The 26100-nt window shown below is 57.7% G+C and carries 20 protein-coding genes and 1 riboswitch; of the genes, 15 read left to right on the top strand and 5 right to left on the bottom strand.

Going from position 1 to position 26100, the window contains the following annotated elements; all coding sequences use genetic code 11:
* The 4 genes from leuC (at window position 1) to EnteroDNA1_RS17525 (ending at window position 3759) form a co-directional block, all read left to right on the top strand.
* On the top strand, window positions 1-1401 hold the full coding sequence (gene leuC / locus EnteroDNA1_RS17540) for a 3-isopropylmalate dehydratase large subunit (protein ID WP_033144624.1): 1401 nt from the start codon (window positions 1-3) through the stop codon (window positions 1399-1401).
* A 10-nt stretch (window positions 1402-1411) separates the two neighbouring features.
* A complete protein-coding gene (gene leuD / locus EnteroDNA1_RS17535) occupies window positions 1412-2017 on the top strand; it encodes a 3-isopropylmalate dehydratase small subunit (RefSeq protein ID WP_069303665.1) in 606 nt (201 codons plus the stop codon).
* A 163-nt stretch (window positions 2018-2180) separates the two neighbouring features.
* Entirely contained in the window at window positions 2181-3071 is an 891-nt protein-coding gene (locus EnteroDNA1_RS17530; protein WP_069303664.1) for a cation diffusion facilitator family transporter, read from the top strand.
* Window positions 3072-3177: 106 nt separating this feature from the next.
* Entirely contained in the window at window positions 3178-3759 is a 582-nt protein-coding gene (locus EnteroDNA1_RS17525) for a cytochrome b/b6 domain-containing protein (protein WP_069303663.1), read from the top strand.
* A gap of 48 nt (window positions 3760-3807) precedes the next feature.
* On the opposite strand, the gene EnteroDNA1_RS17520 is transcribed toward EnteroDNA1_RS17525, so the two are convergent.
* Both EnteroDNA1_RS17520 and sgrT read right to left on the bottom strand, forming a co-directional pair.
* Window positions 3808-4986 carry a sugar efflux transporter gene (locus EnteroDNA1_RS17520; protein WP_023310380.1) on the bottom strand — a complete coding sequence of 393 codons (1179 nt, stop codon included), beginning with the start codon at window positions 4984-4986 and terminating at the stop codon, window positions 3808-3810.
* A 119-nt stretch (window positions 4987-5105) separates the two neighbouring features.
* Window positions 5106-5258 (bottom strand): glucose uptake inhibitor SgrT, encoded by a 153-nt coding sequence (gene sgrT / locus EnteroDNA1_RS17515; RefSeq protein ID WP_023334488.1) that lies wholly within the window; start codon window positions 5256-5258, stop codon window positions 5106-5108.
* 88 nt (window positions 5259-5346) lie between these two features.
* Between sgrT and sgrR the strand changes: the two genes are divergently transcribed.
* From sgrR to thiQ, 4 genes are all read left to right on the top strand, one after another.
* On the top strand, window positions 5347-7002 hold the full coding sequence (sgrR, locus tag EnteroDNA1_RS17510; protein WP_033144620.1) for an HTH-type transcriptional regulator SgrR: 1656 nt from the start codon (window positions 5347-5349) through the stop codon (window positions 7000-7002).
* A gap of 36 nt (window positions 7003-7038) precedes the next feature.
* A riboswitch (TPP riboswitch) is annotated at window positions 7039-7139 on the top strand.
* A gap of 31 nt (window positions 7140-7170) precedes the next feature.
* Window positions 7171-8154 carry a thiamine ABC transporter substrate binding subunit gene (gene thiB / locus EnteroDNA1_RS17505; RefSeq protein ID WP_069303662.1) on the top strand — a complete coding sequence of 328 codons (984 nt, stop codon included), beginning with the start codon at window positions 7171-7173 and terminating at the stop codon, window positions 8152-8154.
* The gene (gene thiP, locus EnteroDNA1_RS17500) at window positions 8130-9740 is read left to right on the top strand and encodes a thiamine/thiamine pyrophosphate ABC transporter permease ThiP (RefSeq protein ID WP_069303661.1); all 1611 of its coding nucleotides are present in this window, start codon (window positions 8130-8132) and stop codon (window positions 9738-9740) included. Before thiB ends, thiP begins: the two co-directional genes overlap by 25 nt.
* Window positions 9724-10425, top strand: coding sequence for a thiamine ABC transporter ATP-binding protein ThiQ (gene thiQ, locus EnteroDNA1_RS17495; protein ID WP_069303660.1), 702 nt, complete (start codon window positions 9724-9726; stop codon window positions 10423-10425). The genes thiP and thiQ overlap by 17 nt, the downstream gene beginning before the upstream one ends.
* Before the next feature lie 44 nt (window positions 10426-10469).
* Here the strand turns inward: thiQ and EnteroDNA1_RS17490 are convergent, their stop codons facing one another.
* Entirely contained in the window at window positions 10470-11237 is a 768-nt protein-coding gene (locus tag EnteroDNA1_RS17490; RefSeq protein ID WP_047060155.1) for a DedA family protein, read from the bottom strand.
* A 128-nt stretch (window positions 11238-11365) separates the two neighbouring features.
* Window positions 11366-12211, bottom strand: coding sequence for an arabinose operon transcriptional regulator AraC (gene araC / locus EnteroDNA1_RS17485; protein WP_023310373.1), 846 nt, complete (start codon window positions 12209-12211; stop codon window positions 11366-11368).
* 337 nt (window positions 12212-12548) lie between these two features.
* Between araC and araB the strand changes: the two genes are divergently transcribed.
* The 6 genes from araB to rluA all read left to right on the top strand — a co-directional run bounded on the left by araB (window position 12549) and on the right by rluA (window position 22653).
* Window positions 12549-14258 carry a ribulokinase gene (gene araB, locus EnteroDNA1_RS17480; RefSeq protein WP_069303659.1) on the top strand — a complete coding sequence of 570 codons (1710 nt, stop codon included), beginning with the start codon at window positions 12549-12551 and terminating at the stop codon, window positions 14256-14258.
* 10 nt (window positions 14259-14268) lie between these two features.
* A complete protein-coding gene (gene araA / locus EnteroDNA1_RS17475; RefSeq protein ID WP_023310371.1) occupies window positions 14269-15771 on the top strand; it encodes an L-arabinose isomerase in 1503 nt (500 codons plus the stop codon).
* Window positions 15772-15818: 47 nt separating this feature from the next.
* Window positions 15819-16514, top strand: a complete 696-nt coding sequence (gene araD, locus EnteroDNA1_RS17470) for an L-ribulose-5-phosphate 4-epimerase (RefSeq protein ID WP_039260840.1) — start codon at window positions 15819-15821, stop codon at window positions 16512-16514.
* A gap of 74 nt (window positions 16515-16588) precedes the next feature.
* Window positions 16589-18946, top strand: a complete 2358-nt coding sequence (polB, locus tag EnteroDNA1_RS17465) for a DNA polymerase II (RefSeq protein ID WP_069303658.1) — start codon at window positions 16589-16591, stop codon at window positions 18944-18946.
* Between the two features lie 128 nt (window positions 18947-19074).
* Window positions 19075-21981, top strand: a complete 2907-nt coding sequence (gene rapA, locus EnteroDNA1_RS17460; protein ID WP_069303657.1) for an RNA polymerase-associated protein RapA — start codon at window positions 19075-19077, stop codon at window positions 21979-21981.
* Between the two features lie 12 nt (window positions 21982-21993).
* Window positions 21994-22653, top strand: coding sequence for a bifunctional tRNA pseudouridine(32) synthase/23S rRNA pseudouridine(746) synthase RluA (rluA, locus tag EnteroDNA1_RS17455; protein ID WP_008502014.1), 660 nt, complete (start codon window positions 21994-21996; stop codon window positions 22651-22653).
* 29 nt (window positions 22654-22682) lie between these two features.
* Here the strand turns inward: rluA and djlA are convergent, their stop codons facing one another.
* On the bottom strand, window positions 22683-23498 hold the full coding sequence (djlA, locus tag EnteroDNA1_RS17450; RefSeq protein ID WP_008502016.1) for a co-chaperone DjlA: 816 nt from the start codon (window positions 23496-23498) through the stop codon (window positions 22683-22685).
* 239 nt (window positions 23499-23737) lie between these two features.
* Here djlA and lptD point away from each other — a divergent pair, with 239 nt between their 5' ends.
* A complete protein-coding gene (gene lptD / locus EnteroDNA1_RS17445) occupies window positions 23738-26089 on the top strand; it encodes an LPS assembly protein LptD (protein WP_033144609.1) in 2352 nt (783 codons plus the stop codon).
* The last annotated feature ends 11 nt before the right edge of the window (window positions 26090-26100 follow it).

Genomic DNA, 26100 nt, shown 5'->3' with positions numbered 1-26100 from the left:
ATGGCTAAGACGTTATATGAAAAGTTGTTTGATGCGCACGTTGTTTACGAGGCACCGAACGAAACCCCGCTGCTGTACATTGACCGTCATCTGGTGCACGAAGTGACCTCTCCTCAGGCATTTGACGGCCTGCGCGCGCACAAGCGTCCGGTACGCCAGCCGGGTAAAACCTTCGCGACGATGGATCACAACGTTTCCACCCAGACCAAAGACATTAATGCCTCGGGTGAGATGGCGCGTATCCAGATGCAGGAGCTGATTAAGAACTGCAACGAGTTTGGCGTTGAGCTGTACGACCTGAACCATCCGTATCAGGGCATCGTCCACGTGATGGGGCCTGAGCAAGGGATCACCCTGCCGGGCATGACCATCGTCTGCGGTGACTCCCATACCGCGACCCACGGCGCGTTTGGCGCCCTGGCGTTCGGGATTGGCACTTCCGAGGTGGAACATGTGCTGGCAACGCAGACCCTGAAACAGGGCCGCGCCAAAACCATGAAGATCGAAGTGAAGGGTAAAGCCGCACCGGGTATTACCGCAAAAGACATCGTGCTGGCCATCATCGGTAAAACCGGCAGCGCAGGCGGCACCGGTCACGTTGTTGAGTTCTGCGGCGAAGCCATCCAGGCACTGAGCATGGAGGGGCGCATGACCCTGTGCAATATGGCGATTGAGATGGGCGCAAAAGCCGGTCTGGTCGCGCCGGACGAAACCACCTTCAACTACGTGAAGGGTCGTCTGCACGCGCCGAAAGGTCAGAATTTTGACGACGCGGTAGCGTACTGGAAAACCCTGAAAACCGACGATGGCGCAGCCTTTGACACCGTCGTCACGCTGCAGGCAGAAGAGATTGCGCCTCAGGTGACCTGGGGCACCAATCCGGGCCAGGTGATTTCCGTTAACGACAATATCCCGGACCCGGCATCCTTTACCGATCCGGTCGAGCGCGCCAGTGCGGAAAAAGCGCTGGCCTACATGGGGCTGAAGCCCGGCGTGCCGTTGACCGATGTCGCCATTGATAAAGTCTTTATCGGTTCCTGCACCAACTCCCGTATCGAAGATTTGCGTGCCGCAGCCGAGATTGCCAAAGGCCGCAAAGTGGCGCCAGGCGTGCAGGCGCTGGTAGTACCTGGCTCCGGCCCGGTGAAAGCCCAGGCGGAAGCCGAAGGTCTGGATAAGATCTTTATCGAAGCGGGCTTCGAGTGGCGTCTGCCCGGCTGCTCCATGTGTCTGGCCATGAACAACGATCGCCTGAATCCGGGCGAGCGCTGCGCCTCCACCAGCAACCGTAACTTTGAAGGCCGTCAGGGCCGCGGTGGGCGCACCCATCTGGTCAGCCCGGCAATGGCCGCCGCTGCGGCAGTCACCGGCCATTTCGCCGATATTCGCAGCCTGAAATAAGGAGACAATCATGGCAGAGAAATTTACCCAACATACGGGCCGAGTTGTCCCGCTGGACGCCGCTAACGTCGATACTGACGCTATTATTCCAAAACAGTTTCTGCAGAAAGTGACGCGTACCGGTTTCGGCGCACATCTGTTTAACGACTGGCGTTTCCTGGACGATAAGGGAGAAGTGCCTAATCCGGAATTCGTTCTGAACTTCCCGGAATACAAAGGCGCCTCCATTTTGCTGGCACGCGAAAACTTTGGCTGCGGCTCATCCCGTGAACACGCGCCGTGGGCGCTCACCGACTACGGTTTTAAAGTGGTCATTGCCCCAAGCTTCGCGGATATTTTTTACGGTAACAGCTTCAACAACCAGCTGCTGCCCGTCACGCTGAGCGATGAACAGGTCGATAAGTTGTTCGCGCTGGTTAAGGCGAATCCGGGCATTTCGTTTGAAGTGGATCTGGAAGCAGAAGTGGTGAAAGCCGGGGATAAGACCTACAGCTTCAGCATTGATGCGTTCCGCCGTCACTGCATGCTTAACGGTCTGGACAGCATTGGTTTAACTCTCCAGCACGACGCGGCGATTGCCACTTACGAAAACAAACAACCTGCATTTATGAAATAACCCTCCGGCCTGCAGTCCATTCTGCAGGCCGCGTTTTATCCCGATACCCGCCCCTTCTTCTGTAAATACTGCCCAACCCAGCCAATAATGACGTTATATTTAATGTCAATTTAATGTTTCCTGCGCAGAATAACCGCTCAATCAGCTGGCAGCGGAAATAATCATGGAAAAGAAAAATGGCAATGAGTCTCATATCCGTTCTCGGGAAATACATAAATGCACATTAGTGAGCGTAATAATAAATAGTTTACTCACCGCCTTTCAGATAGTTGCAGGGATATTCTCCGGTTCACAAGGTTTAATTGCTGATGGGATTCATTCTCTTTCCGATTTATCCTCCGACTTTGTCGTTCTGGTTGCGAATAAAAAGAGCCAGAAAGCCTCTGATATCGATCATCATTACGGTCATCTGCGTTTCGAAAACGGTGCAAAGCTCATTATTGGCGCTATTCTGCTGCTTGTGGGGGTAGGGATGCTCTGGTCCGCAGGCAATAAACTGCTTCACCCCGAGACGCATCAGCTGGTGAAAGGGGCCGCGCTGTGGGTGGCGATTCTGGCGCTGGTGGTAAAGGAAAGCTTGTTCAGATACATGTTTGCCACGGGAAAACGTATTCAGTCCTCGCTGCTGATAGCCAATGCCTGGCATGCCCGTTCTGACGCAGCGTCGTCAGTGGTTGTCGCCATCGGCATTGCCGGGAATTTAGTGGGCTTTCACGCGATGGACCTCATTGCGGCCCTGATTGTCGGAGTGTTCATCGCCCATATGGGTTACAAATTTGCTGCCGATGCCCTGCACGATCTGATGGACCGTTCGCTTGAGCCCGAGCTGGAGCACGACATCAAAACGTGTCTTCTCGCAACCGAGGGCGTCACCGGACTCCATGATTTAAAAACACGCAAGATGGGCGATTTAGCCCTTGTCGATGTCCATCTTGAAGTGAACGGCGAATTAAGCGTAAAAGAAGGACATCAGATTGCCGTGAATGCCAGAAATAACGTGATGCAAAAATTCAATGTGCTGAACGTGATGACGCATATTGATCCTGCCCACTAACCGGAACGCATAAATACAGCGTGACGCACCCGACCGTTAAGGTTTCGTTAATTAATCTGCGTCACACTGCATCGCATCAGCTCTCTCATTTTTGAGGTAAAAAGCGATGAAACCAACATTGCGCGATACGCTTCCCCATAAAGAAACGCCTTTTCTTCGCATACTGCACATTCTTGTGGCCTTACTGGTCCTCGCCCAGATTATCAATTCTAATTTCACCGAAAGTGAAGCCCTCCATGAATCCGGTCTGAACGGAATTGTCACCTGGATCCATGTTATCTGCGGATTTGGTTTAATTTTTTGTGGCATTGCCATGATGGCATGGATGTTAACCCAGCGCGGATTTAAGTATTACTTCGCCTGGCTGGCGCTGGATTTTCGCGGAATTGTTGACGATATTCGCACCCTCGCGCAGCGTCAGCTTCCTGACGCGCATGCCGGCGGTATGGCAGCAACGGTGCAAGGTCTGGGCGTGCTGGCGCTGCTGGGCGTTGCACTCTGCGGCGCGGCCTGGTTCGTGCTGAACGCCACGCTCGGGCCGGTTTCGTCCGTCGCGGAATCCGTCTTGGATTTGCATAAATTCCTGACGGTCTTTATTGAGACATATTTCTGGGCACACGGCTTCATGGGCCTCGTTCATATGTACCTGACGCTACGCGCGCAGCGTAAATATCAGTATTCAGAATAAAACGGTTCACAGAGCCCGGCGTTCCCGGGTTCCGTTTCGTTCATCCGATCACACGTCTTTTACGCGGCAGGTCAGCAGAAGCGTCACGACGGATAGCGCCGCAATCATCCAGTAGACAGACGCATGCCCGTAGCTTTGCGCCAGCGCCCCCTGAATCACGCCCGCCAGAATCACCCCGGTTGAAATGCTGTTGGTAAAAAGCGTGGTCGCCGAGCCGGCACGACCGGGCATGAGATCCTGAAACCAGAGCATGCCGATCCCGGCAACAATCCCAATAAACACGGCGTTAAACAGCTGCAGCGCCAGCAACGCTTCCCGCGAATGGAAAAGGATCAGCCCCGCGTAGAACAGCACCCCGGCCGCCACGGCGACAATCATCATCCTGCGCTTTCCAAAGCGCTTAACGTAGTAACCCGCCAGAATCATTGCCGGAATTTCCAGCCCGGCGGCAGTTCCCATTAAGATCCCCGCGAGCTTGTCCGGCAGGCCCAGATCGCTGCTGATCCACAGCGGCATATCGATGATGTACATGGTGTTGCAGGTCCACATCAGCGTGGAGGCAATAAACAGCATGCGGACGTTTTTGTCCTGCCAGCCGCTCACCTCGGTGACAGGTTTATCCGTCGTCTGTTCGACGCGCGCCACGGACGGCAGCGCGAAGGCAATCAGCGCCAGGCTGATGACAAAAATCCCGGCGGCGATGGAAAACATGGTGGTAAAGCCGTAGTTCAACGCCAGCATGAAGGCCAGCGGCGGACCAATGACCCACGCCAGCGAAAGCTGGGCGCGCATCACCGAGCTGAACATCACCACTTCACGCGCCGAGTTATCCGCGTATTCACGGGCCAGCGCGAACAGCTGCGGCATGGCGGTGTTCGCCAGCGACGCCAGCAGCACGCCGCAGGTAATAAGCGTCAGATAATGACGGTTGAAGGCAAAGAGCAGCGCGTTGCCCACGGCCATGGCGCAGCAAAAGAGGATCAGCCTGCGGCGATCGCCCTGGCTGTCCGATCGTTTCGCCAGCGCGAGGCTGACCAGGATCCCGGCAATGGCGTTAACGGTGTAAAACAGGCCGACCCAAAACGGCTGCGCCCCCACCTCGCGGCTGAGAAACAGGCTCAGCGTCGGCGCCTGCAGCGCCCCCGCCACGCCCATCATAAAGGCCACCAGCATAAAAGCGGCATACACGCCGTTCAGGCGTCGCCCCATCGTCATCAACCAGAGCATGCGCAAGTCCTTGTGAAAGCGAATCGAAATTGGGTGAATAGTAAACGAAAAAAGCCAGCAAAAACATTTTGCTGGCGGGTGATAAGCACCAATACTCAGTCACACATGATCGAGGCGAGTTAGCGGGAAGAGGTCGGTGTGGTAACGTCCCACTGCATCAATTCTTCTAACGTTTTCAGCCGTTGCTCTGCACACCGGCGGGCCAGCCAGGACGATCCTTTTGTCGCTGAAAAGTACTGCTGATAGAACTGACGTGCGGTAGACCTCTTCATAATTTACCTCCTCGCTTCATCGGGGAGAATTATTGGCCTAATATAGGGATAAATAAATTGCTGGTTTTTTGTCAGGAGTTCCCCTTTTATGCCTTCCGGTCGTCTGCAACAACAGTTTATCCGCCTCTGGCAGTGCTGCGAGGGGCAATCTCAGGAGACTACGCTCAACGAGCTGGCTGACCTGCTTAGCTGCTCCCGCCGCCATATGCGCACGCTGCTCAACACCATGCAGCAGCAGGGCTGGTTAAGCTGGGAAGCGGAGGCGGGACGCGGCAAACGTTCGCGGCTGACCTTCCTCTATACCGGGCTGGCGCTGCAGCAGCAGCGCGCGGAAGATCTGCTCGAGCAGGACCGCATCGATCAGCTGGTACAGCTGGTTGGCGACAAAGCCGCCGTGCGCCAGATGCTGGTTTCCCATCTCGGGCGCAGCTTTCGTCAGGGCCGCCACATTCTGCGGGTGCTCTACTACCGTCCGATGAAAAATCTGTTGCCCGGCACGGCCTTACGCCGCTCAGAAACGCATATGGCCCGGCAAATCTTCAGCGGCCTGACGCGGATAAATGAGGAAAACGGGGAACTGGAGGCGGATATCGCGCATCACTGGCAGCAACTTTCCCCGCGCCACTGGCGCTTCTTTTTACGCCCCGGCATCCACTTTCACCACGGCCGCGAGCTGGAAATGCACGACGTCATCGCCTCCCTGGAACGTGCCCGCAGGCTACCGCTCTACTCGCATATCTCCCGCATCCACTCGCCCACGGCCTGGACGCTGGATATTGAGCTGTCGCAACAGGATAAGTGGCTTCCCTGGCTGCTGGGCTACGTGCCGTCGATGATTTTGCCCGGCGAGTGGGAATCAATGAACAATTTTGCCAGCCTGCCGATTGGCACCGGGCCTTACTCCGTGTCCCGCAATAACAGCAATCAGCTGAAAATCCGCGCGTTCGACGACTACTTTGGCTATCGGGCGCTCATCGACGAAGTGAACGTCTGGGTATTGCCGGATCTCAATGAAGACCTGAGCTGCGGGCTGACGCTGGAAGGCCCCACCACGGGAGAAAAAGCCGTGGAGAGTCGCCTCGAGGAAGGGTGTTACTATCTCCTGTTTGACCGCCGCACCCACCGTGGGGCAAACCAGGCCGTCCGCAAGTGGGTTAGCCACGTTTTGTCCCCTTCCAATCTGATTTACCATGCGGAAGAGCAGTACCAGACATACTGGTTCCCGGCGTACGGCCTGCTTCCGCGCTGGCACCACGCCCGCCCGGTGCACTGCGACAAACCCGCAGGGCTGGAGTCCATCACCCTGACCTACTACCGCGAACACGTGGAGCATCGTTTTATCGCCAGAATCATGACCCGGCTGCTGGCAGCCGAGGGGGTCACGTTAGAGGTCAGGGAAGTGGACTATGACGAATGGCATCAGGGGGAGATCGCCAGTGATATCTGGCTCAACAGCGCCAACTTTACCCTGCCGCTCGATTTTTCGCTTTTCTCGCATCTGTATGAAGTCCCGCTGATCCAGCACTGCATCGACCGTGACTGGCAGCAGGATGCCGCCCTGTGGCGCGCGGGCGAAATGAATCTTGCAGCGTGGTGCCAGCAGCTTCTGGCCGAGCAGGCGATCGTACCCTTGATCCACCACTGGCTGATGATCCAGGGCCAGCGCAGCATGCGCGGCCTGCGGATGAACACCCTGGGCTGGTTTGATTTTAAATCCGCCTGGTTTGCGCCGCCGGAGCCATAACGCTTTCGTAATATTCACCAAATCATTACAATAGCGCCGTTCTCAACGGGGTGCTGCATCACAGATGTGCGCTGAGATAATACCCGTCGAACCTGATCCGGATAACGCCGGCGAAGGGATTTGAGGCTGTCTCTCAAAATCCTTTGCCACTCAACCTTGAGGTGCAAAGTGTTAAAAAAAGTTCTCCCCCTGCTGGCGCTGTTTGCGCTGCCTGCTTTTGCGAAGCCCGTCCTGACGGTCTACACCTATGACTCCTTCTCTGCCGACTGGGGCCCTGGCCCGGTGGTTAAAAAAGCCTTCGAAGCTGACTGTAACTGCGAGCTGAAGTTCGTGGCGCTGGAAGATGGCGTATCGCTGCTCAACCGTCTGCGCATGGAAGGGAAAAACAGCAAGGCCGACGTAGTGCTCGGGCTGGATAACAACCTGCTGGAGGCCGCCTCGCAAACCAAACTGTTTGCCAAAAGCGGCGTCGCGGCAGATGCCGTTAACGTGCCGGGCGGCTGGAAAAACGACACCTTTGTGCCGTTCGACTATGGCTACTTTGCTTTTGTTTACGACAAAAATAAGCTGAAAAACCCGCCGAAGAGCCTGAAAGAACTGGTTGAGAGTGACCAGAAATGGCGCGTGATTTATGAAGATCCGCGCACCAGTACGCCAGGCCTGGGCCTGCTGCTTTGGATGCAAAAGGTTTACGGGGATAAAGCGCCGGAAGCGTGGCAGAAACTGGCCGCCAAAACCGTCACCGTGACCAAGGGCTGGAGCGAAGCCTATGGCCTGTTCCTGAAAGGCGAAAGCGACCTGGTGCTGAGCTACACCACCTCTCCGGCCTACCACATTATCGCCGAGAAGAAAGATAACTATGCTGCCGCTGATTTTGCTGAAGGGCATTATCTGCAGGTGGAAGTCGCCGCGCGTACCGCCGCCAGCAAACAGCCGGAGCTGGCCGAGAAGTTCCTGAAGTTTATGGTTTCACCGGCGTTCCAGAATGCGATTCCCGCAGGCAACTGGATGTATCCGGTCACGAACGTTGCGCTGCCCGCAGGTTTCGAGCAGCTGACCAAACCAAAAACCTCGCTGGAGTTTACGCCGCAGCAGGTCGCCGCGCAGCGTGCAGCATGGGTAAGTGAATGGCAACGCGCCGTCAGCCGTTGATTCCCGGCTGGTTACTTCCCGGGCTGCTCGCCGCCACAGTGATGGTGGCGGTCAGCCTGGGGGCTTTTCTTGCACTGTGGTTCAACGCGCCAGAGAGCGACCTGCTCGCCCTCTGGCACGACAGCTACCTCTGGCACGTTATCCGTTTCTCCTTCTGGCAGGCGTCTCTCTCAGCCCTGCTGTCGGTGCTCCCGGCTATTTTTCTTGCGCGCGCCCTGTATCGCCGGCGTTTCCCCGGCAGGCTGGCACTGCTGCGCCTGTGCGCCATGACGCTGATCCTGCCCGTGCTGGTGGCGGTATTTGGCATCCTCAGCGTTTACGGTCGCCAGGGCTGGCTGGCTTCGCTGTTCGGCCAGCTTGGTCTGGAATGGTCATTCTCTCCTTACGGATTGCAGGGCATTCTGCTCGCGCACGTGTTTTTCAATATGCCGATGGCAACGCGCCTCTTCTTGCAGGCGCTGGAAAACATTCCCGGCGAACAGCGTCAGATTGCCGCCCAGCTCGGCATGCGCGGCGTTTCATTCTTCCGCTTTGTCGAATGGCCGTGGCTGCGCCGCCAGATCCCGCCCGTCGCGGCGTTAATCTTTATGCTCTGCTTTGCCAGCTTTGCCACCGTGCTGTCGCTCGGCGGCGGGCCGCAGGCCACCACCATTGAGCTGGCGATTTACCAGGCGCTGAGTTACGACTACGATCCCGGTCGCGCCGCGCTGCTGGCGATGGTGCAGATGGCGTGCTGCCTTGTGCTGGTGCTGTTGAGCCAGCGGCTGAGTAAAGCCATTCCTGCTGGCAGTAATCAAATAACCGGCTGGCGCGACCCGCAGGACAGCCTGCACAGCCGCGTTACCGATTTTATCCTGATCGCGCTGGCGCTCCTGCTTCTGCTGCCGCCGCTGATGGCCGTTATCGTTGACGGACTGAACCTCAATCTCATGTCCGTCCTGCAACAGCCCATCCTCTGGCAGGCGACCTGGACCTCGCTACGTATCGCGCTGGCGGCAGGGTTACTGTGCGTCGTGCTGACCATGATGCTGCTGTGGAGCAGCCGTGAACTCTATGCCCGGCAGGCCCAAAAGGCCGGGCAGGCGCTGGAGCTGACGGGCATGCTGATTCTGGCGATGCCGGGCATCGTACTGGCGACGGGCTTCTTTTTACTGTTCAACAGCACCGTCGGCCTGCCGGAAAGGGCCGATGGCATTGTGATTTTCACCAACGCCCTGATGGCCATTCCTTACGCGCTCAAAGTGCTGGAAAACCCGATGCGCGACGTCAACAGCCGCTACGGTTTGCTGTGCCAGTCGCTGGGCATGCAGGGCTGGCAGCGGCTGAAGGTGGTGGAACTGCGCGCGCTAAAACGTCCGCTGGCGCAGGCGCTGGCGTTTGCCTGCGTGCTGTCGATTGGGGATTTTGGCGTGGTGGCTCTCTTTGGCAATGAAGATTTCCGCACGCTGCCATACTGGCTCTATCAGCAGATCGGCTCTTATCGCAGTCAGGACGGCGCGGTCACCGCGCTGTTACTGCTGCTGCTGTGCTTTGCCTTATTTACCGTTATCGAAAAACTTCCGGGGCGTGATGTTAAAACTGACTGATGTAACCTGGCTTTACCAGCATCTGCCGATGCGCTTCACGCTCTCCGTGCGCCAGGGGGAGATAATCGCCGTGCTTGGTCCAAGCGGCGCGGGAAAAAGCACGCTGCTTAATCTGATTGCGGGTTTTCTGCAGCCGGCAAGCGGCGCGATCGTCATTAACAATCACGATCATACCCACACGCCGCCTGCAAAACGTCCGGTCTCAATGCTGTTTCAGGAAAACAACCTGTTTACCCATCTGACGGTGCGGCAAAACATCGCGCTGGGGATGCATCCGGGACTCAGGCTGAACGATGCCCAGCGCCAGAAGCTGGAGATCATTGCCGCCCAGATGGGGATCAACCAGTTCATCGACAGGCTGCCGGGCGAGCTTTCCGGCGGCCAGCGTCAGCGCGTGGCGCTGGCGCGATGTCTTGTCCGCGAGCAGCCGATCCTGCTGCTGGATGAGCCGTTCTCGGCGCTCGATCCCGCGCTGCGCCTGGAGATGCTCGCCCTGGTGCAGGACGTCTGTCAGCGCCAGCAGCTGACGATGCTGATGGTTTCACACAGTATTGAGGATGCTGCCCGCATCGCCCCGCGATCGGTGGTGATTGCCGAAGGGCGTATTTTGTGGGATGGAAAAACAGAAGAACTGCTGAGCGGTAAGGCGGGGGCGTCTTCACTGTTGGGCATTCGTGCGGTCTGATGCCCTCACCCTGGCCCTCTCCCACGGGGAGAGGGAAATCGTCGTTAACGGCTCACCACTTTCAATAAAATCTCGCCGTACACCGGCATCAGCGGGTGGCGAATCAGCGCGACCAGCGCCACCACAGCCACGCCAAGCGTCAGCGGGGCCAGCCACAAAAGGCGAGAGCGCGGAAGATAGCGCGTCAGGCGATCGACGCTGGCTTTCCCACTGCGCCACAGCCGCCAGCAGAGCCATGCCGCCAGCCACAGCAGCACAGCCGTACCCAGCAGCAGCCACTTAAACTCACCGCTTTGCATACCGTCAGGGATATCGATGGCCGCGCCGGCCAGAATCCCCGGCAGGAAGTAGAACGGCGGCCAGAAGACGCAGCCGATAATGTTCGGCACCACGAATTTCGCGACGGGCAGATCCAGCATCCCCGCCACCATCGGCACCAGCGGACGCGTTGGCCCGACAAAGCGGCCGACGAGGATGGTAAACATGCTGTGCTGATGCAGCGCATGCTCGGTTTTATCCAGCAAGGCTTTGTTCTTTTTCATGAACGACCAGCGGTGCAGCGGCTTCTTAAAGCGCCAGCCCAGCCAGAAGGAGATCCAGTCGCCGAGCAGGCAGCCGATAATCCCGGCCAGCCACGCCTGCCAGAAATTGACCTCGCCGCTGCCAATCAGCGCCCCAAGCCCGGCCATCATGACGGTGCCGGGCAGGATTAGCCCAACCAGCGCCAGCGATTCCAGAAACGCCACCAGCGCCACGGCGATGAGCGAGTACATAACGGACTGGGTAATAAAGTGTTCCAGCAATGCCTGCATAACTATTCCGGTCAGAAAACGAATCAGCGATTCTGCTTAGCGCCCCGCACCGCGTCAAGGCAACAATTGTCTGAATAGTTTACAGGTTGCTTTCTGCATTCACCTGTTTGTTTATCTTTTTTTACCGTTTATTCACATCCCGCGCGGAATTCGCTCGGGCTGGCGCCGGTGCATTTTTTAAATACCCGGGAGAAATAGAGCTGATCCTCAAAGCCCACGTTGCGTCCGACGGTGGCAATCGGCATCCGGGTGGTGCTGAGCAGCAGCTTTGCCTGGCTGATGCGCTGATCCTCGCGCCAGCTCAATACGCTGACGCCCAGCTGCTGGCGGAACAGATGCGACAGACGCGACGGCGACAGGCAGACGTGCTGAGCAACGCTGGCGATATCAAACTGGCTATCGGCCAGGTGGTCGCTGATGTACTGGCAGGCGTCGCGCACGCGGTTGTCCAGCGGGGGATTAAGCGACTCGTTAATCGCCTCCATCCGTCGCAGCAGCAGCTGTTCAAGCAGGTTAATCGCCAGCAGTTCGGCGTAGCGACCACCGGCCTGTCCCGCCTCGATAATCTGCGCAAAAAGCTCGCGAAACTGCGCCAGATGAACCTCATCCGGGCGATAAAAACCGGTATGCGCAAAAATGGCGGGCCACGAAAGCCACTCCTGCCAGTAGGCGCGTGGACGGAAATAGACCCACTGGTGATACCACTCTTTGGCATCCGGATGACGGCCATAGTGGTGGATCTCCCCCGGCGGGAACAGCAGGATATCGCCGGGGCGGCAGACAAACTGCTGGTCACCGTTCTTGATGATCCCTTCCCCTCGCACGGTCAGGTTGAGGATATACCCTTTCATGCCGAGCGGTCGATCGACGTAAAAGTCGAGGTATCCCTCAGCCTCGATAGGGGTCAGTCCCGCCACAAGGTGCGCGTTAAACGAGTATCCCGGCAGCAGGGGATCGTTTTGCGTTTCGGCCATAGATTCAGTTCTCCCAAGGGTCCTGAAGGAAACCAATTGTCCATATCACTAAAAGCAGCTTTAAAATGGCCCGCGAAAAGATCCAAAAAGCATCACGCCGCTTTTACGTCCGCCATGTTTCAGCCTTTCCCCCTGATTTCTCCGCCAGAGCAGGCAGATAACCAGTAACAAAAGTGTCTATAAGTGCGGCAGAAATGTCCACATTGAATATTTGCACGGCGTCACACTTTCCGTTGTAACAGCAATTTAGTCCATAAGATTAGCGGATCCTGCCTGACGACTTTTTTCCCCAGTCTCTAATGTTCTTCCATACCTGTTTTTTCGATGGAGCAACACCATGGCAATTGCGATTGGCCTCGATTTTGGCAGCGATTCGGTTCGCGCGCTGGCAGTGGACTGTACGTCCGGCCAGGAGATAGCAACCAGCGTTGAGTGGTACCCGCGCTGGCAAGAGGGGCGCTACTGTGATGCGCCGAACAACCAGTTCCGTCACCACCCGCGTGACTATATCGAGTCGATGGAAGCGGCGATCAAAACCGTCCTCGCTGAACTGACTGACGCCCAGCGGGCTGAGATTGTCGGAATTGGCGTCGACAGCACCGGCTCTACGCCGGCCCCTGTGGATGCCGAAGGCCGCGTGCTGGCGCTGCGCCCGGAGTTCGCCGACAATCCGAACGCCATGTTCGTGCTGTGGAAAGACCATACCGCCGTGGAAGAGGCCGAAGCCATTACGCGCCTGTGCCATCAGCCGGGCAAGACAGACTACTCGCGCTACATCGGCGGGATTTACTCCAGCGAATGGTTCTGGGCCAAGATCCTTCACGTCACCCGTGCCGACGCCTCCGTCGCACAGGCTGCGGCGTCATGGGTTGAGCTGTGCGACTGGGTGCCTGCCCTGCTCTCCGGCACCACTCGCCCGCAGGATATCCGCCGCGGCCGCTGCAGCGCCGGGCATAAATCCCTGTGGCACGAAAGCTGGGGCGGCCTGCCTCCGGCCGCGTTCTTCGATGAGCTCGACCCGATCCTCAACAAGAGCCTGACGTACCCGCTGTTTACCGACACCTTTACCGCCGATATTCCCGTCGGCACCCTCTGCGAAGAGTGGGCGACGCGCCTCGGCCTGCCGCAGAACGTGGCCATCTCCGGCGGCGCCTTTGACTGCCATATGGGCGCCGTGGGCGCGGGCGCACAGCCAAACACGCTGGTCAAAGTCATCGGGACCTCCACCTGCGACATCCTGACGGCAGATAAAGCCACCGTCGGCGACCGGGCGGTGAAAGGCATCTGCGGCCAGGTTGACGGCAGCGTGGTGCCGGACTTCATCGGTCTTGAAGCGGGTCAGTCCGCGTTTGGCGATATTTACGCCTGGTTTGGTCGCGTGCTCGGCTGGCCGCTGGACCAGCTGGCGGCGGCACATCCTGAACTGAAAACCCATATAGCCGACAGCAAAAAGCAGCTTCTGCCGCAGCTCACCGAAGCCTGGGCAAAAAATCCGTCTCTCGATCACCTGCCGGTGGTGCTGGACTGGTTTAACGGCCGCCGCACGCCGTTTGCCAACCAGCGTCTGAAAGGGGTGATCGCGGATCTCAACCTGGCGACCGACGCCCCTGCGCTGTTCGGCGGTTTGATTGCCGCAACGGCCTTCGGTGCCCGCGCCATTATGGAGTGCTTCACCGGGCAGGGTATCGACGTCAACAACGTGATGGCGCTGGGCGGCATCGCCCGTAAAAACCCGGTGATCATGCAGGCCTGCTGCGACGTGCTGAACCGTCCGCTGCAGATTGTGGCCTCCGATCAGTGCTGCGCGCTGGGCGCGGCGATTTTCGCCGCCGTGGCCGCAGGCGTTCACGCCGACATTCCGACCGCGCAGAAGCATATGGCGAGCGCCGTCGAAAACACGCTTCAGCCGCGTGCCCAGCAGGCGCAACGCTTTGAACAGCTTTATCAGCGCTACCAGCAATGGGCAAAAAGCGCCGAACTTCACTATCTCCCTGTCGCCGCCCCGGCCAAAAGCACCGCGGACACTACGGCAACCCTGACCCATTAAGGACACGATGATGACCATTTTTAATAACTATGAAGTGTGGTTTGTGATTGGCAGCCAGCATCTGTACGGACCGGAAGCGCTGCAGCAGGTGACGAAACACGCGGAGCACGTCGTTAACGCGCTGAACGCGGAAGCTAAACTGCCGTGCAAACTGGTGCTGAAACCGCTGGGCACGACGCCTGACGAAATTACCCACATCTGCCGCGACGCCAACTACGACGATAAATGCGCCGGTCTGGTGGTGTGGCTGCACACCTTCTCACCCGCCAAAATGTGGATCAACGGCCTGTCTATCCTCAACAAACCGCTGCTGCAGTTCCATACCCAGTTCAACGCCTCCCTGCCGTGGGACAGCATCGACATGGACTTTATGAACCTGAACCAGACCGCGCACGGCGGCCGCGAGTTCGGCTTCATCGGCGCGCGTATGCGCCAGCAGCACGCGGTGGTCACCGGCCACTGGCAGGATGGCAAGGCGCAACAGCGTATCGGCTCCTGGATGCGTCAGGCGGTCTCTAAGCAGGATACCCGCCATCTGAAAGTGGTGCGTTTCGGCGACAACATGCGTGAAGTGGCGGTCACGGACGGCGACAAAGTGGCCGCGCAGATCAAGTTCGGCTTCTCCGTGAACACCTGGGCCGTGGGCGACCTGGTGCAGGTGGTGAATGAAATCAGCGACGGCGACGTGAGCGCTTTGGTGGACGAGTACGAAAGCAGCTACCGCCTGACGCCTGCGGCACAAATCAACGGCGACAAGCGTCAGAACGTGCTGGACGCGGCGCGCATCGAGCTGGGCATGAAGCGCTTCCTGGAACAGGGCGGCTTCCACGCCTTTACCACTACCTTTGAAGACCTCCACGGCCTGAAACAGCTGCCGGGCCTGGCGGTACAACGTCTGATGCAGCAGGGCTACGGCTTTGCGGGCGAAGGCGACTGGAAAACTGCCGCTCTGCTTCGCATCATGAAGGTGATGTCGACCGGTCTGCAGGGCGGCACCTCCTTTATGGAGGACTACACCTATCACTTCGAAAACGGCAACGACCTGGTGCTCGGCTCGCACATGCTGGAAGTGTGCCCGACGATCGCCGTGGAAGAGAAACCGATCCTCGACGTGCAGTACCTCGGCATCGGCGGCAAAGCCGATCCGGCGCGTCTGATCTTCAACACCCGTACGGGCCCGGCCATCAACGCCAGCCTGATCGACCTGGGCGATCGCTTCCGCCTGCTGGTGAACTGCGTCGATGCGGTTGAAACGCCGCACTCCCTGCCGAAACTGCCGGTCGCCAACGCCCTGTGGAAAGCACAGCCTGACCTGCCAACCGCCTCAGAGGCCTGGATCCTGGCCGGCGGCGCGCACCACACGGTGTTCAGCCACGCGCTGGATCTGAACGACATGCGTCAGTTCGCCGAGCTGCACGACATCGAGCTGACCGTGATTGATAACGATACCCGCCTGCCCGCCTTCAAAGACGCGCTGCGCTGGAACGAAGTCTATTACGGTTCAAAACGCTAAGTACGGAATGCCCGGTGACGCTACGCTCACCGGGCAGGGAGATAACGATGTTAGACGATCTCAAACGTCAGGTGCTCGAAGCCAACCTGGCGCTGCCGAAACATAATCTGGTCACCCTGACATGGGGCAACGTCAGCGCCGTTGACCGCGAAAAAGGCGTGTTCGTGATTAAGCCTTCCGGCGTGGATTACACGGTGATGACCGCAGACGATATGGTCGTTGTCAGCCTTGAGACCGGCGAAGTGGTCGAAGGTAAGAAAAAACCGTCCTCCGATACGCCGACTCACCGCCTGCTGTATCGGTCATTCCCGACCATCGGCGGCATCGTGCATACCCATTCGCGCCACGCCACCATCTGGGCGCAGGCGGGCCAGTCCATCCCGGCGACCGGCACCACCCACGCGGACTACTTTTACGGCACCATTCCCTGCACGCGTCTGATGACCGATGCTGAGATTAACGGTGAGTACGAGTGGGAAACGGGGAACGTGATTGTCGAAACCTTTGAGAAACAGGGGATCGACGCGGCGCAAATGCCCGGCGTGCTGGTGCACTCCCACGGCCCGTTTGCCTGGGGTAAAAACGCAGAAGACGCGGTGCATAACGCCATCGTGCTCGAAGAGGTCGCCTATATGGGGATCTTCTGTCGCCAGCTGGCGCCGCAGCTGCCGGATATGCAGCAAACCCTGCTGGATAAGCATTACCTGCGCAAGCACGGTGCGAAGGCCTATTACGGGCAGTAAACTGTATATAAACCCAGCATTAAAATCTTAACCAGGCTATAATCAGGCCTGGTTTTGTTTTCTGGGATAACGGCGTGGCGCAGGCGCAAGAAGGCTTTTTACTGACCCGACACTGGCGGGATACCCCTCAGGGCACCGAGGTCGCGTTCTGGCTGGCAACCGACAGCGGTCCGCTGCACGTTACGCTGCCCCCGCAGGAATCCGTGGCCTTTATTCCTGAAGCCCACGTCGAAAAGGTGAAGCAGCTGCTGCGCGGCGAAAACGGCTGGCGCATCACCCCGCTTGAGCTGAAGGATTTCCACCGTCAGCCGGTTTACGGCCTCTACTATCGCGCCCATCGCCAGCTGATGCGCTATGAAAAGCTGCTCCGCGAGGCGGGCGTGACGCTCTATGAGGCGGATATCCGCCCACCGGAACGCTTTCTGATGGAGCGGTTTATTACCGCCCCCGTCTGGGTCGACGGCACCGCGCATTGCGGCAGCCTCGTTAACGCGCGCCTGAAGCCGAATCCGCACTACCGCCCGCCGCTGAAGTGGGTCTCCCTGGATATAGAAACCACCCGCCACGGCGAACTGTACTGCATCGGTCTGGAAGGCTGCGGCGATCGGGTTGTTTATATGCTCGGGCCGCCGAATGGCGATGCGTCCGCGCTGGATTTCCGGCTTGAGTACGTCAACAGCCGCCCGCAGCTGCTGGAGAAGCTTAACCAGTGGTTTGCCGACAACGACCCCGACGTCCTGATCGGCTGGAACGTGGTGCAGTTCGACCTGCGCGTCCTGCAAAAGCACGCCGAGCGCTACCGCATCCCGCTGATGCTGGGGCGCGGAAACAGCGAGCTGGAATGGCGTGAGCACGGTTTTAAGAACGGCGTTTTCTTCGCGCAGGCTAACGGTCGCCTGATTATCGACGGCATTGAGGCGCTTAAGTCCGCCTTCTGGAACTTCTCTTCATTCTCCCTCGAAGCGGTCGCACAGGAGCTGCTTGGCGAAGGCAAATCCATCGACAACCCCTGGGACAGAATGGACGAGATCGACCGGCGCTTTAATGAAGATAAACCGGCGCTTGCCACCTATAACCTGAAAGACTGCGAGCTGGTCACGCAGATTTTCCACAAAACCGAGATTATGCCGTTCCTGCTGGAGCGCGCGACGGTAAACGGCCTGGCGGCAGACAGGCACGGCGGCTCCGTGGCGGCCTTTAGCCACCTCTATTTTCCGCGCATGCACCGGGCGGGATACGTCGCCCCCAACCTCGGGGACGTACCGCCGCAGGCAAGCCCCGGCGGGTACGTGATGGACTCCCGGCCAGGTTTGTATGACTCGGTGCTGGTGCTGGACTACAAAAGCCTCTACCCGTCGATTATCCGTACCTTCCTGATCGATCCCGTCGGGCTGGTTGAGGGCATGGCCCAGCCGGACGATGAGCACAGCACCGAAGGTTTCCTCGGCGCACGCTTCTCGCGAGAAAAACACTGCCTGCCTGAAATCGTGGGAAACATCTGGCACGGCCGCGATGAGGCCAAGCGCCACGGCAACAAGCCGCTATCACAGGCGCTGAAAATCATTATGAATGCCTTTTACGGCGTGCTGGGCACCAGCGCCTGCCGCTTCTTTGACCCGCGTCTGGCCTCCTCGATCACCATGCGCGGGCACGAGATCATGCGCCAGACCAAAGCGCTGATTGAGTCCCGGGGCTATGACGTCATCTACGGCGACACGGACTCCACCTTTGTGTGGCTTAAGGGCGCGCATTCAGAAGACGACGCCGCGCAAATCGGCAAAGCGCTGGTCGCCTTCGTAAACGACTGGTGGCAGGAACATTTGCAGAAAGAGCGGTTAACCAGCGCGCTGGAGCTGGAATTTGAAACCCATTTCGCCCGCTTTTTAATGCCCACCATTCGCGGCACCGATCAGGGCAGCAAGAAGCGCTACGCCGGGCTAATTCAGGAAGGCGACGCGCAGCGGATGGTTTTTAAAGGGCTGGAGACGGTACGTACCGACTGGACGCCGCTGGCGCAGCAGTTCCAGCAGACGCTCTATCTGCGGGTGTTTCGCAATGAGCCATATCAGGACTACGTGCGAGAGACGATAGCCAGCCTGATGGCGGGCGAACTTGACGCGCAACTGGTATACCGCAAGCGCCTGCGCCGCCCGCTGGCGGAGTACCAGCGTAACGTTCCTCCGCACGTACGCGCCGCGCGTCTGGCGGATGAAGAAAACGTACGCCGTCGCCGCGCGCCGCAGTATCAAAACCGGGGAACCATCAAATACGTCTGGACCGTTAGCGGCCCGGAACCCGTGGATTATCAGCACTCTCCTCTGGATTACGAACACTATCTGACGCGCCAGCTTCAGCCGGTTGCCGACGGAATTTTGCCCTTCATCGACGATGATTTTGCTACACTGGTTACAGGGCAACTTGGCCTATTTTGACGCGTGACGAAATGGCTGCCATCCAGTACCATAGCGCCCTTTCCATTCCTGGACCCATTTTTCGTTGACCGTCTTTTTTGACGGTAGTCGAACTATTGCCTGCAATTAAAGATTAGAGCCGAACAACTATGCCTTTTACACTTGGTCAACGCTGGATCAGCGATACAGAAAGCGAACTTGGACTAGGAACCGTCGTAGCAATCGATACGCGTATGGTTACCCTCCTCTTCCCTGCCACCGGTGAAAACCGTCTGTACGCTCGCAATGACTCCCCTGTTACCCGCGTGATGTTTAATCCGGGTGACACCGTGACCAGCCATGACGGCTGGCAGCTCAAGATTGAAGACGTAAAAGAAGAGAATGGACTGCTCGCCTACATTGGTACTCGTCTTGATACGGATGAAGCCAATGTCATCTTGCGTGAAGTGCTGCTCGACAGCAAACTGGTGTTCAGCAAGCCGCAGGACCGCCTGTTTGCCGGGCAAATCGACCGTATGGATCGCTTCTCCCTGCGCTATCGCGCGCGTAAGTTCCAGAGTGAACAGTACCGCATGCCGTGGAGCGGCCTGCGCGGCCAGCGCACCAGCCTGATCCCCCACCAGCTGAACATCGCCCACGACGTAGGCCGTCGTCACGCGCCGCGCGTGCTGCTGGCAGATGAAGTGGGCCTGGGTAAAACCATCGAAGCGGGCATGATCCTCCATCAACAGCTGCTTTCCGGCGCAGCCGAACGCGTGCTGATCGTGGTGCCAGAAACCCTGCAGCACCAGTGGCTGGTTGAGATGCTGCGCCGCTTTAACCTGCGTTTCTCCCTGTTCGACGATGAACGCTATGCCGAAGCGCAGCACGACGCCGACAACCCGTTTGAAACCGAACAGCTGGTCATTTGTTCCCTGGACTTCGTGCGCCGCAGCAAGCAGCGTCTTGAGCACCTGTGCGATGCCGAGTGGGACATTATGGTTGTTGACGAAGCGCACCACCTGGTCTGGAGCGAAGACGCGCCGAGCCGCGAATACATGGCTATCGAGCAGCTTGCCGAACGCGTGCCTGGCGTCCTGCTGCTGACCGCAACGCCGGAGCAGCTGGGTCTGGAAAGCCACTTCGCCCGTCTGCGCCTGCTCGATCCAAACCGTTTCCACGACTTTGAGCAGTTCGTGGAAGAACAGAATAACTACCGTCCGGTCGCCGATGCCGTCGCCATGCTGCTGGCGGGCAAGCGTCTTTCTGATGACGAACTCAACACCCTGAGCGATCTGATTGGCGAGCAGGATATCGAGCCGCTTTTGCAGGCTGCGAACAGCGACAGCGGCAACGCGGAATCCGCGCGTAAAGAGCTGATCGACATGCTGATGGACCGCCACGGCACCAGCCGCGTGCTGTTCCGAAACACCCGTAACGGCGTCAAAGGCTTCCCGAAACGCGAGCTGCATACGATTAAGCTGCCGCTGCCGACGCAGTATCAGACGGCGATTAAAGTCTCCGGCATTATGGGTGCGCGCAAAACCCAGGAAGAGCGCGCCCGCGACATGCTTTATCCGGAACAAATCTACCAGGAATTTGAAGGCGATACCGGCACCTGGTGGAACTTCGATCCGCGCGTGGAGTGGCTGATGGGCTACCTGACCGCGCACCGCTCCCAGAAAGTGCTGGTGATCTGCGCCAAAGCGGCCACCGCGCTGCAGCTGGAGCAGGTTCTGCGCGAGCGTGAAGGCATTCGCGCCGCCGTGTTCCACGAAGGCATGTCCATCGTCGAGCGCGACCGCGCCGCGGCGTGGTTCGGAGAAGAGGACAGCGGCGCACAGGTTCTGCTGTGCTCGGAAATCGGCTCTGAAGGCCGTAACTTCCAGTTCGCCAGCAACCTGGTGATGTTCGATCTGCCGTTTAACCCGGATCTGCTGGAGCAGCGTATCGGCCGTCTGGATCGTATCGGCCAGGCGCATGATATTCAGATCCACGTGCCGTATCTGGAAAAAACCGCGCAGTCCGTGCTGGTACGCTGGTTCCACGAAGGTCTGGACGCGTTTGAACATACCTGCCCGACGGGCCGCACCATTTATGATCAAGTGCATGGCGATCTGATCGGCTACCTGGCCACGCCGGAAAACGCGGAAGGGTTTGATGAGCTGATCAAGTCCTGCCGTGAGAAGCACGATGCGCTGAAAGCGCAGCTGGAGCAGGGCCGCGACCGCCTGCTGGAGATCCACTCCAACGGCGGTGAAAAAGCGCAGGCGCTGGCTGAGAGTATTGAAGAACAGGATGATGACACCAGCCTGATCAGCTTCTCCATGAACCTGTTCGATATCGTCGGCATCAACCAGGACGACCGCGGCGAGAACCTGATTGTCCTGACTCCGTCCGATCACATGCTGGTTCCGGATTTCCCGGGCCTGCCGGAAGATGGCTGTACCATCACCTTCGAGCGTGACGTGGCGCTGTCCCGCGAAGATGCCCAGTTTATCACCTGGGAACACCCGCTGATCCGCAACGGTCTGGACCTGATCCTCTCCGGCGATACCGGCAGCAGCACCATCTCCCTGTTGAAAAACAAGGCGCTGCCGGTGGGCACCCTGCTGGTGGAGCTGATCTACGTTGTGGAAGCGCAGGCGCCGAAACAGCTGCAGCTCAACCGCTTCCTGCCGCCAACACCGGTGCGTCTGCTGCTGGATAAAAACGGCACGAACCTGGCGGGACAGGTTGAATTCGAGAGTTTCAACCGACAGCTGAGCGCGGTAAACCGCCACACGGGCAGCAAGCTGGTGAACGCGGTACAGCAGGATGTGCACGCTATTCTGCAACTGGGCGAAACCCAGATTGAAAAAGCGGCCAGAGCGCTGATTGACGCCGCGCGCAGTGAAGCCGACGAGAAACTGTCTGCGGAGCTGTCCCGTCTGGAAGCGTTAAAAGCCGTCAACCCGAACATCCGCGACGACGAGCTGGCGGCGATTGAAAGCAACCGTCAGCAGGTGCTGGAAAGCCTGAATCAGGCTGGCTGGCGTCTGGATGCCCTGCGTCTTATCGTTGTGACGCATCAGTAAACGGAGCGCAAGATGGTGATGGAGCCTTACAATCCGCCGCAGGATCCCTGGCTGGTCATTCTGTATCAGGATGAACACATTATGGTGGTCAACAAGCCCAGCGGCCTGTTGTCCGTGCCGGGGCGTCTGGACGAGCACAAAGACAGCGTGATGACGCGCATTCAGCGCGATTATCCGCAGGCGGAGTCTGTCCATCGCCTGGATATGGCCACCAGCGGCGTGATTGTGGTGGCGCTGAACAAAGCGGCGGAACGCGAGTTAAAGCGCCAGTTCCGCGAGCGCGAGCCGAAAAAGCAGTATGTCGCCCGCGTCTGGGGCCACCCCGCGCAGGCGGAAGGGCTGGTAGATTTACCGCTGATCTGCGACTGGCCGAACCGGCCTAAGCAGAAGGTGTGTTACGAAACCGGCAAGGCCGCGCAGACCGAGTACGAAGTGCTGGAGTACGCGCCGGATAATACCGCGCGCGTCCTGCTTAAGCCGATTACCGGACGTTCGCACCAGCTGCGCGTGCATATGCTCGCCCTGGGTCATCCGATTCTGGGCGACCGGTTTTACGCGCCGCCTGAAGCGCTGGCCTTAGCGCCACGTCTGCAGCTGCACGCGCAGACGCTCACCATCACCCATCCGGCCTTCGGTAACGCGATGACGTTTAAAGCCCCGGTGGACTTCTAAAAAAAAGCCCGACATCGTCGGGCTTTTTCTTATTTGAAACCTTTCTTCTCTTTAATGAGCTCGTACGCCTTCTGGATTTCCTGCGCTTTTTGCTTCGCCATCTCCATCATTTCTGGCGGTAAGCCTTTCGCGACCAGTTTGTCCGGATGGTGTTCGCTCATGAGCTTACGATAGGCACGTTTAATCGTGGTCTGATCGTCAGAGGGCTTAACGCCAAGCACGTTGCAGGCGTCTTCCAGCGTCGGACCACGCTGCGCCTGCTGCCAGGCACCGCCGGACGACTGCTGATGATAGCCGCCGCCAAACTGCGCCCCGCCCTGCATCATGCGCAGGAACTGGTCGAACTGCATGCGGGAGATGCCCAGCTCTTCCGCAATGACGTACAGCACGTCACGTTCATTAGGGTGAAGTGAACCGTCCGCGAAGGCCGCCTGGATTTGAATTTCCAGAAACATCCGAATTAAATCAAAACGTCCAAAGCAGATGCTGCGGAACTGACGCATTTTTTCGCGAAGCGGATAATTATCCGACTTACCGATGCGAAACGCATTTTGCGCTTCCAGACGGGAGTCGCCGTGCAGATTCATGCGATCCATAAAGACGCTGGCAATCTGAATATCGGCTTCTGTGACACGCCCTTTGGATTTGGTTAAGTGCCCCATGACCTCAAAGGTGGTGGAGAAAAAGAGTGACTGACGCTCGCGCTGATTGGCAAACCAGGCCATTTTGCGGCTGCGCGCCTTATCAAACATATGGCCGATAATAAGCCCAAGCACAATCCCCCAGAACCCGGCACCCATGATGATGGCGAACGCAACGCCGATTATTTTACCCCAATACTGCATATACTCCCCGGATAGTCATATTCCTGGCCGACGCAACGTCATCATCACTGTGTTCAAGTCACGGTCAATTGAAGGACATCGCCTATAATTTGCTTTATCATACTCGTCATTCGATAGCGAGCCTAACACTCTGGCACGCAAACGGGCAGGATTAACGCTGGTACTGCGCAGATGAGTAAGATAGTCTCTGAGCGTTTGTAAGCCGTAGCCACTGATGACGGAACAATAAAATACAACGTATGAAAAAACGTATCCCCACCCTCCTGGCCACAATGATTGGCTCCGCCCTGTACAGTCAACAGGGGCTGGCGGCCGATCTCGCCTCGCAGTGTATGCTTGGCGTTCCAAGTTATAATCGCCCACTGGTGAGTGGCGATACAAATAGCTTGCCGGTAACCATTACTGCCGACAGTTCGAAAGGGACTTACCCTGACAATGCCACGTTTACGGGCAATGTCGATATTAATCAGGGCAATAGCCGCCTGCAGGCAGATGAAGTGCAGTTGCACCAGAAGCAGCCGGAAGGTGCGGCCGAGCCGGTACGAACGGTGGATGCGCTGGGTAATGTGCACTATGACGACAATCAGGTCATCCTGAAAGGTCCGAAAGCCTGGTCAAACCTGAATACGAAAGATACTAACGTCTGGAAAGGTGATTATCAGATGGTGGGTCGCCAGGGGCGCGGCGACGCTGACCTGATGAAACAGCGCGGTGAAAACCGCTATACGATCCTGGAAAACGGCACGTTCACGTCATGTCTGCCGGGTTCCAATACCTGGAGCGTGGTCGGTAGCGAAGTTATCCATGACCGCGAAGAACAGGTCGCAGAGATCTGGAACGCCCGCTTCAAGCTGGGCCCTGTTCCCATATTCTACAGCCCTTATCTGCAGCTTCCCGTGGGTGACAAACGTCGCTCCGGTTTCCTGATCCCGAATGCCAAATACAGCACCACGAACTACTTTGAGTTCTACCTGCCGTATTACTGGAACATCGCGCCAAACATGGATGCGACGATCACGCCGCACTATATTCACAAGCGCGGCAACATCATGTGGGAGAACGAGTTCCGCTATCTGACCCACGCCGGTGCGGGTCTGATGGAGCTGGATTATCTGCCGTCGGATAAAGTCTTCCAGGACGAGCATCCGACCGAAGGCGATAAACACCGCTGGATGTATTTCTGGCAGCATTCCGGGGTGATGGATCAGGTCTGGCGTTTTAACGTTAACTACACCAAGGTCAGTGACCCGAACTACTTCAACGATTTCTCGTCAAAATACGGTTCGAGTACCGACGGTTATGCCACGCAGATCTTCAGCGTTGGCTATGCGGTGCAGAACTTCGATGCGACGGTAACCAACAAGCAGTTCCAGGTGTTCTCCAGCCAGACCGCGAGTACCTATGGTGCCGAGCCGCAGCTGGACGTTAACTGGTACCAGAATGACGTGGGTCCGTTCGACACCCGTATTTATGGTCAGGCGGTGCATTTTGTAAACACCAATTCCAATATGCCGGAAGCCACCCGAGTTCACCTGGAGCCCGTCATCAACTTGCCATGGTCGAATGACTGGGCAAGCCTGAATACGGAAGCCAAGCTGATGGCGACACACTATCAGCAAAAAAATATTGATGATTACAACACCAGCAACAACGCTCATCTTGAGGAAAGCGTAAACCGTACGCTTCCACAGTTCAAAATGGACGGTAAGCTGATCTTCGAACGCAATATGGGCCTTCTGGCGGATGGCTATACCCAGACGCTGGAGCCACGTATGCAGTACCTGTACGTGCCTTATCGCGATCAGAGCAACATCAATAACTATGACTCCTCTTTACTGCAATCTGATTACAGCGGCCTGTTCCGCGACCGTACCTACGGTGGCCTTGACCGCATCGCCTCAGCGAACCAGTTAACGACCGGGGTCACATCACGCGTTTATGATGACGCTGCCGTTGAACGTTTTAACGTTTCTGTTGGTCAAATCTACTATTTCACCGAGTCTCGCACGGGCGATGACAATATTAAGTGGGAGAAAGATAACAAGACAGGTTCGCTGATTTGGGCTGGTGATACCTACTGGCGTATGACCGATCGTTGGGGTCTTCGCGGTGGCGTGCAATATGACACCCGTCTCGACAATATCGCCAACAGTACGGCGGCGATTGAGTACCGTCGGGATGAAGATCGTATGGTGCAGTTGACCTATCGTTATGCCAGCCCGGAATATATTCAGGCGACGTTACCAAACTATGGTACTGCAGAGCAGTATAAAGACGGTATTTCGCAGGTGGGTGGCGCAGCGAGTTGGCCAATCGCCGACCGCTGGTCAATCGTAGGCGCTTACTACTTTGACACTAACGCCAATAAACCTGCTGACCAGATGGTGGGTCTGCAATATAACTCCTGCTGTTACGCGCTGCGTGTCGGCTACGAACGCAAGCTTAACGGCTGGAACAGTGAAAACAATCAGAGCAAATACGATAACGTGATTGGCTTTAACTTCGAGTTACGCGGCCTGAGTTCCAACTACGGTCTGGGTACGCAGAAAATGCTGCGCTCGAATATTCTGCCGTACAGTAGCGCCTTGTAATGTGCTTGATT

The sequence above is a fragment of the Enterobacter sp. HK169 genome (genome assembly GCF_001719105.1).
In the GTDB taxonomy this organism is placed as follows: domain Bacteria; phylum Pseudomonadota; class Gammaproteobacteria; order Enterobacterales; family Enterobacteriaceae; genus Enterobacter; species Enterobacter asburiae_B.
The sequence above is the reverse complement of the archived record's forward strand: the minus strand, read 5'-3'. Positions and strand labels throughout refer to the sequence as shown.

What these genes read in the sequence shown, in the direction of transcription:
- leuC (WP_033144624.1), top strand. Translation starts at nt 1, where the DNA reads ATGGCTAAGACGTTATATGAAAAGTTGTTTGATGCGCACGTTGTTTAC.
- leuD (WP_069303665.1), top strand. Translation starts at nt 1,412, where the DNA reads ATGGCAGAGAAATTTACCCAACATACGGGCCGAGTTGTCCCGCTGGAC.
- EnteroDNA1_RS17530 (WP_069303664.1), top strand. Translation starts at nt 2,181, where the DNA reads ATGGAAAAGAAAAATGGCAATGAGTCTCATATCCGTTCTCGGGAAATA.
- EnteroDNA1_RS17525 (WP_069303663.1), top strand. Translation starts at nt 3,178, where the DNA reads ATGAAACCAACATTGCGCGATACGCTTCCCCATAAAGAAACGCCTTTT.
- EnteroDNA1_RS17520 (WP_023310380.1), bottom strand. Translation starts at nt 4,986, where the DNA reads ATGCTCTGGTTGATGACGATGGGGCGACGCCTGAACGGCGTGTATGCC.
- sgrT (WP_023334488.1), bottom strand. Translation starts at nt 5,258, where the DNA reads ATGAAGAGGTCTACCGCACGTCAGTTCTATCAGCAGTACTTTTCAGCG.
- sgrR (WP_033144620.1), top strand. Translation starts at nt 5,347, where the DNA reads ATGCCTTCCGGTCGTCTGCAACAACAGTTTATCCGCCTCTGGCAGTGC.
- thiP (WP_069303661.1), top strand. Translation starts at nt 8,130, where the DNA reads ATGGCAACGCGCCGTCAGCCGTTGATTCCCGGCTGGTTACTTCCCGGG.
- thiQ (WP_069303660.1), top strand. Translation starts at nt 9,724, where the DNA reads ATGTTAAAACTGACTGATGTAACCTGGCTTTACCAGCATCTGCCGATG.
- EnteroDNA1_RS17490 (WP_047060155.1), bottom strand. Translation starts at nt 11,237, where the DNA reads ATGCAGGCATTGCTGGAACACTTTATTACCCAGTCCGTTATGTACTCG.
- araC (WP_023310373.1), bottom strand. Translation starts at nt 12,211, where the DNA reads ATGGCCGAAACGCAAAACGATCCCCTGCTGCCGGGATACTCGTTTAAC.
- araB (WP_069303659.1), top strand. Translation starts at nt 12,549, where the DNA reads ATGGCAATTGCGATTGGCCTCGATTTTGGCAGCGATTCGGTTCGCGCG.
- araA (WP_023310371.1), top strand. Translation starts at nt 14,269, where the DNA reads ATGACCATTTTTAATAACTATGAAGTGTGGTTTGTGATTGGCAGCCAG.
- araD (WP_039260840.1), top strand. Translation starts at nt 15,819, where the DNA reads ATGTTAGACGATCTCAAACGTCAGGTGCTCGAAGCCAACCTGGCGCTG.
- rapA (WP_069303657.1), top strand. Translation starts at nt 19,075, where the DNA reads ATGCCTTTTACACTTGGTCAACGCTGGATCAGCGATACAGAAAGCGAA.
- rluA (WP_008502014.1), top strand. Translation starts at nt 21,994, where the DNA reads ATGGTGATGGAGCCTTACAATCCGCCGCAGGATCCCTGGCTGGTCATT.
- djlA (WP_008502016.1), bottom strand. Translation starts at nt 23,498, where the DNA reads ATGCAGTATTGGGGTAAAATAATCGGCGTTGCGTTCGCCATCATCATG.
- lptD (WP_033144609.1), top strand. Translation starts at nt 23,738, where the DNA reads ATGAAAAAACGTATCCCCACCCTCCTGGCCACAATGATTGGCTCCGCC.